At 62.3% G+C, this 6,454-nt stretch carries 3 protein-coding genes; 1 reads left to right on the forward strand and 2 read right to left on the reverse strand.

The features are described 5' to 3' along the window. Positions 1-5: 5 nt before the first annotated feature. Together ACK4SC_RS08875 and ACK4SC_RS08880 are read right to left on the reverse strand one after the other, a co-directional pair. Positions 6-5,042, reverse strand: coding sequence for a helicase (locus ACK4SC_RS08875; protein WP_409617153.1), 5,037 nt, complete (start codon positions 5,040-5,042; stop codon positions 6-8). A 47-nt stretch (positions 5,043-5,089) separates the two neighbouring features. After that, positions 5,090-5,644, reverse strand: coding sequence for a hypothetical protein (locus ACK4SC_RS08880; RefSeq protein ID WP_071046098.1), 555 nt, complete (start codon positions 5,642-5,644; stop codon positions 5,090-5,092). A gap of 198 nt (positions 5,645-5,842) precedes the next feature. On the opposite strand from ACK4SC_RS08880, the gene ACK4SC_RS08885 reads away from it, so the two are divergent. After that, on the forward strand, positions 5,843-6,454 hold a 612-nt coding region (locus ACK4SC_RS08885), incomplete at its 3' end, for a transposase (RefSeq protein WP_409617155.1).

Below are 6,454 nucleotides of genomic sequence, written 5' to 3' on the forward strand. Positions count from 1 at the left end.
AGCGGTTACCGCCCGATCTGCAACCCAGACGGTCTCAGCGGCATCGGGTCGAACGCACTGGGAGCAGCAGCTGGAGTATGGGGTCGCTGCTGGTCGGGTTCAGAGCGCACACCGCCCCGAGGCTGATACGCGCGCACCGCCTCAACCGTGAGTTCTGGGCGAGGCGGCGAAGCCGAGACCCGCTCAGGCTCAGGGGTGGGTTCCTCCGGGGTTTGCCGCTGCATAACGGCGATCTTCTTCTCAACCTTTTCGAGGTCGGCCTCAGCCGCAGAGAGTGCGAGGGCGTGCTTGAACGGCTGCCCGAGTCGTTGCTCGGCATCTTGCCGGGTCTGTTCGGCCCGCGCTAGATCCTGTTCGGCTTCGGTCAGCAGCTTCGGGAGTGCGGCCATACGATTCTCGATCCGCTGGATTAGGCCGACACCGCCTTGCAGGAACGAGTCTCGGGTGACTGTAAACGATCCCCTCGGAACTCCGTGCAAGCTGGTACGCACGAGCACGTCTCCGGCCATTTCGGGCACGAGCTCGCAGCTGATGTCGAAGCCACCGATCCGCCCGATCACGCCGTAGTCCTGTACTTGGTGACGCCCCGCGTACTGCATGTTCGCTTGCCTTGCCCACCCCATGAGCGCGTGGCCGGCATCGCTACGCGAATCGTAGAAGCGGCCTTGGATCGTGATGCGGAACTTCTCGGCCGTGGTGTCGATCATGTTCGGGATCGCTGCCCGTATCCCCTCGATGTCATCGGCAGCACGGGCAGCGTCTTGAACTGCCTGGGAACGGGTGTATTCAAGCATCCGCTCGTTGTTCTGGTGCGCCCGTTCGAGCCGTCGCAGCCGGGTAACTTCACTCTGAAGATTAGCCTGATCGAGCAACAGCGGGTTGCCGGACGAGATGGCTTTCGCCTCGGCAGCGGTGAGCGAGGCGGAGTCGATTTCTTCGATCTCGCGCACATCCAGCCTGCCGCGCATCACCTGCGAAATGAACTTCGCTTTACGCTCAACGCCCTGCCACATATACGAGTCGAAAGAACGCTCTGTGACGAGCCTAACGATCGCGACTTCCTCATTCTGGTTGCCCTGCCGCAGAATCCGACCCTCGCGCTGGGCAATGTCAGAGGGTCGCCAAGGGCAGTCAAGGTGATACAGCGCGATGGCCCGTGCTTGAACGTTGGTGCCGACGCCCATGCGTTCGGTGGAACCGAGAAGTACAGAGATGTGCCCGGCGCGGGCAGCCGCGAACAGGCGACCTTTCTCGAGGTCGTTGCGGGCCTCGTGAATGAACCGGATACCCTCGGCAGGCATCCCACGGTAGATGAGTTGGGTGCGCAGTTCCTCGTACACATTCCACCGTTCCTTGTTCGGTGTCGAGAGGTCGGAGAACACCAACTGCATCGCACCTTTGATCGGCGATGGCTCGCCGGTCACCGTATCGAGGTACTCGGTATCTCGGGTGTTTTCCCAAGTACGGAAGATCATGTCGGCCGCGACGTCGACCTTGGTAGGGCCGGAGGGATCGTCAGATACGATCAGCCGCATATCGAGTGCAGCTTTCCTGCCGTCGCTGGTGACCGAGAGCATGTTGTCCTCGCGCGGGTCAACACTGCCCGAGGCGATCATCTCGGCACGTTCACCGAGGGTCTTCACGAACGCCACCAGTTCGGACGATGGGGCTACGCCTCTGGTCAGCGGGGCACGGTTGCCATCGTCGCGAATGCGAATATCGGGAACGGGGAGCTTCAGATCCTCGGCGGCCTTCACATCAGCGAATGTGCTCCACATCCTGAGCATCTCCGGCACATTCTGAAACTTCGCGAAGCGCGTTTTCATCCTGAACGATGCTCCCGTAGGAGACATCTCCATCTGCGTGACCGTCTCGCCAAAAGTCGCCGCCCATGCGTCGAAGCTCTCACCGATCCCGGCAGCATAGAACAGATCTGGGCGCAGGTAGCGCTGCATCACATACGCCTCGGTGATGGAGTTCGAGATCGGTGTCGCCGTCGCAGCGGTCACAATCCTTTTCCTCCCCGTCGAACGGAGATACTCAAGCTTCATATGCAGATCAGAAGCGCGCTCGGAGCCCGTGATAGCGGCATCTCGAATGTTCGAAGGAGTGGCGAGGTTCTTAAACAGATGCGCCTCGTCCACAATGACGTAGTCGATACCGGTGTCCTCGAAGTTGATGCCCGAATCGCGCGGTTTGTCAGCGAGCTTCTTGAGGCGTTCCTCGGCCATCGTGAGGGCGCGCTGCATCCGCTTCACACTGATTCGATCATCCTTGTCGGCACCCTCAAGCGCGGCGCGGAGACCGTCGAGTTGCCGGTCACGATACTCGCGCTCAGTATCCACCCGCAGCGGCACGCGCTCGAACGCAGAGTGCGTCATGATGATCGCATCCCACTCGTTCGCCGCCGCTCGCGCGACGAACGCGCGCCGTCGATCCCGCGTCACATCCTGGCTCGACGCTGTGAGAATCTTCGCGTTCGGATATAACTGCAACCACTCACGCGAGAACTGCTCCAACATATGATTCGGCACCGAGACCACGGGCTTGTTGATGAGGCCCATACGTCGCATCTCCATCGCGCCGCACACCATCTCAGCGGTCTTCCCGGCACCGACCTCATGGAAGAGACCGACGGACGGTTCTGCGACCATCCGGGCTACCGCTGCGCGCTGGTGCGGGCGCAGCGTGATCGTGTTCGCAGCAAGCCCTGGGAATGTGAGATAGTCGGCTGCGCTCGTGTAATCGCGGAGCGCGATGCACGCGAACCTGCGGTTGTAGCCGTCTACCAGGGTGCGGGCGCGCTCGGGGTCTTCCCACACCCATTCAGCGAACCGCTCCTGCAGCTGGTTCGCCTTCTCCTGCGCAGCTGCTGTCTCAGTTGGGTTGAGTACCTGCCGTTCTTTGCCCTCTACGTCCTTTTCGGTGTCGTAGACGAGGATGGGCCGTTGCTCAGCGAGCGCTTCAAGCAGAACGGGCGCGGAGCGACGCTCGGTGCCCCATTCAGAGGTTGAGCGGATACCGTGCCTGCCGCCCTTCACCTGCCACATACCTGGCACCGGGTTCTCGACCACGACATCACGGGCCTGCAGAAGCTCGGTGAGGAACTGCTGGTGAATCTGCGCGCTGATCCACACCGCTCCGATCCTCGGCGTGATGTCTTCAGCGCCGAGAGGTTCGGGTTTCACTTGTTCCAGCGCGGTGATGTTCACCGCGAACTCGGGATCACGCTCTGCACGCTGACGGGCAGCGTCGAGCTTTTCGTAGATGTCACCCGAAAGGTACGCCGGGGCATGAATCAGTTCATCGGTCACCGGATCGGTGAACACCAGGCCGTCGAGCGCGCCGCGAGCCTCGTGCTCGCTCATGCCGAGCAGATCAGCGATCAAGATCAGGTCGATCCCGCCGGTACGGTCGAGACTCACCGCCACCGCGTCCGCAGGGGTCTCCACCCCTTGAATCTCAGGTCGAGGCACCACGACCCGCTCGCTCAGCAACGTCGCCGGAGTTGCCTCTTGAGTGGTTTCCTCGAAGTTCTCGAGCGCGAGCACGAGCGGCCCGAACGGGTCGCTGCGCAGCAGCCTGATCGGGGTCGGCACCGTGCGCGCATACTTCGGGTTGCCGTCCTCATCGAAGCGCCCCGTACTGCGCAGCTTGTAGCGATTCAGCGACCCATAGACGCCTACATACTTCTGGTAGGAGCGGCGTAGTTGCTCGCGTGCCTGATCGAGTTCAGGGGTGTCATCGAGCGAGTGCGCCTCCATCGTGAGCAGTGTCGACGCTTGATCCCGCAAACTGAGTAGCGCTCGTAGCTCTCGTGCCGCTGACTTCGGTACGGCGAACGGTACGATTGCGCCTGCGGCGACCACGCCGAAGCTGCCATTGTCGTGCGGCACGATTGACCCATCCCATCTGCCGGGCTCCGATGGCACGAATGCCGCGCGCCGCGCCTCGACCTCCGGTGCGGCCTCGGTCAGTGTCAACCCCTCTCGACGTGCCTGGAATGTCAGCTGGTCGAGTGCGTTCCGCAGGTGCTCGGCGGCGTGCTCGTGGTCGCCTTTCACGACGAGGGTGAGTGCCGAATAGAGGCCGTGCTGCATCCCGATGTCACCGAGCGCCATCTCCGGGCGCTCGTCAAAGTAGCGGTTCAGGTTTAACGGTTTCCCGTCGAAGTCGAGCTGCGTCACCGTCTCCCATGTGAGGTCGCGCGGTGGTTCACCGTCTGCGCGGCGACGGAACAGTAGCAGGTCGGTGACGATCTCGGTGCCCGCGATCCTGCGGTGCGCGCCGCTCGGCATCCTGACCGCGCCGATGAGGTCAGCGACCGCGTTCATTTCCCGGCGTGGGCCAGGGTTTCTCGCGTCGAGCGTGTAAAAGGAAGTAAGTACCGCCATCAGCCCACCGGGCCGCAAGAGCCTCAGCGACTTGATAATGAAGTGATTGTGGATCGCGTATTCAGAGGCGTTGTACACCCGGTCATGCAGCTGGATCTTCCCGTAGGGCACGTTGCCCACCGCGACGTCGAATGTGCCCTCGGGAAACCGGGAGTCCGCGAACGACTCGGTGCGAATATCCGCGTGGGGGTAGAGTGCGCGGCTGATCGCTGCCGTCATCGGGTCAAGCTCCACGCCAGTCGCATGGGCACCTTCGGGTGCGAGACCGATGAAAGTACCGGAGCCGCTACCGGGTTCGAGCACGCGACCGCCCGAGAAACCGAGGTCTCCGAGCGCCCGCCATATCTCACGCACGACATCGGGGTCGGTATAGTGCGCGTTCATCGTCGTGCGAGCCGCAGCCCGCCACTCGTCCTCACTGAGCAGTTCACGCAGCTCGGCGCGCTCGTTCTCCCACTCCGGTTTCGACGTATCGAAAACGTCTGCAACCGCACCCCAGCTCGACCAGCGCGCGAGCACCGACTGCTCAGCCTCCGTGGCCGGCCGTTGCTCCGCTTCAAGCTGCCGCAATAGCCGGATCGCAGCGATGTTTGCGTGGTAGCGGCTCTTTGCTCCGCTCGGCGGGCGAGCCTCGACCGTGCCCGGCACAAACCGGGGAGCAGTCGGGTGAGGCGGTGCTGGCTCGGTGGTCTCGGCTACTGGACTTCGCGGAGGAAGCGAATGTTCGCCCCTTCTTCCATGATCCCCTGATGCTCCTCCAGGTAACGATAGGGGTTCTCCGCTCCGATCAGGCCCTCGAAGAACCACATCGGGATCGCCCACTCCTGAGCTATCTCTTCCAGTTCCTCGGTCGCGTAGATCGGGTACGGGCTGTCCTGAATCCGATCGACGATCATCATCAGCCCCTCGTCCATCGGCCGGGTGTCCTCCCACTCCTGCCGAGCCTCGGTCAGCGTCAGCGAGGGATCGCTCATCCATGCGAGTTGATGAGTCATGGCGATCTCCTCCGCTATCTTCCGTGCCGTGGTCAGCAGTGCGACCTGGGTAAGATAATCCTCCCTCGCTTCGGGCATTTCCGCCAGCATCACGCGCGCCATGTCCTCGCTCAGCGAACTCACTTCGCCCAGCACTTCGGTTCCAATCTCCGAAAAGAGTGTCTCCAGCTCCTCGCTCGAAGCCGCCAAAGTCTTCATGTGGTTCGGGGCGTATCTCTCCCAATGTGCCCTGATCCGGTGCGTGTAGTGCGTCATTGCTCTCACCTGCTTCTCTTGTGCCAGCTTCGGCAATCTGTGCGTCAGCGGTTGTTTCATCCAGGCCCCAGAGGAGTAGTGCCCCGTAGAGTGGTGTAACGAACCCCGAGTAACAACGGCCCCACTGAAAGAACAGCGTGGCCACCGGGGACACCTTCGAGAAGCCTTCTAACTCTCACTCGAAAGGGCATCACACCGATGACCACTCCTTCTATTGTCGACCCTGCTGCTGTTCTCACCCAAGCCCTGGGCGACGCTTCGCCAGATCTGATGCGCACCCTGCTGCACACCATGATCAACACGCTCCTTTCCGCCGAGGCCGACGCGGTCTGCGGCGCCGAGTACGGCACCCCTTCACCAGACCGCACGAACTCCCGCAACGGGTACCGGGCCCGCGAGCTCGATACCCGCGTCGGCACGATCGATGTGCAGATCCCGAAACTACGGCAGGGCAGCTACTTCCCTGACTGGCTCCTCGAACGACGCAAACGGTCCGAGTCAGCGATGATCACCGTCGTCGCTGACGCCTACCTCGCGGGCGTCTCCACGAGACGCATGGACAAACTCGTGAAAACGCTCGGCATTCACTCACTGTCGAAATCGCAGGTCTCTCGCATGGCCACTGATCTCGACGAACACGTCACCGAGTTCCGCACCCGACCGCTCAGCGATGCCGGCCCGTTCACGTTCGTCGCGTGTGACGCCCTCACCATGAAAGTACGTGAGGGCGGGCGAGTGATCAACACGGTCGTGCTCGTCGCGACCGGCGTCAACGCCGATGGGCATCGTGAAGTGCTCGGCATGCAGGTC

It is taken from the genome of Microcella sp., assembly GCF_046293215.1.
GTDB lineage: Bacteria > Actinomycetota > Actinomycetes > Actinomycetales > Microbacteriaceae > Microcella.

Excerpts from the sequence above, each read along its gene's own strand:
- ACK4SC_RS08880 (WP_071046098.1), bottom strand. The coding sequence starts at position 5,644 with ATGACGCACTACACGCACCGGATCAGGGCACATTGGGAGAGATACGCC.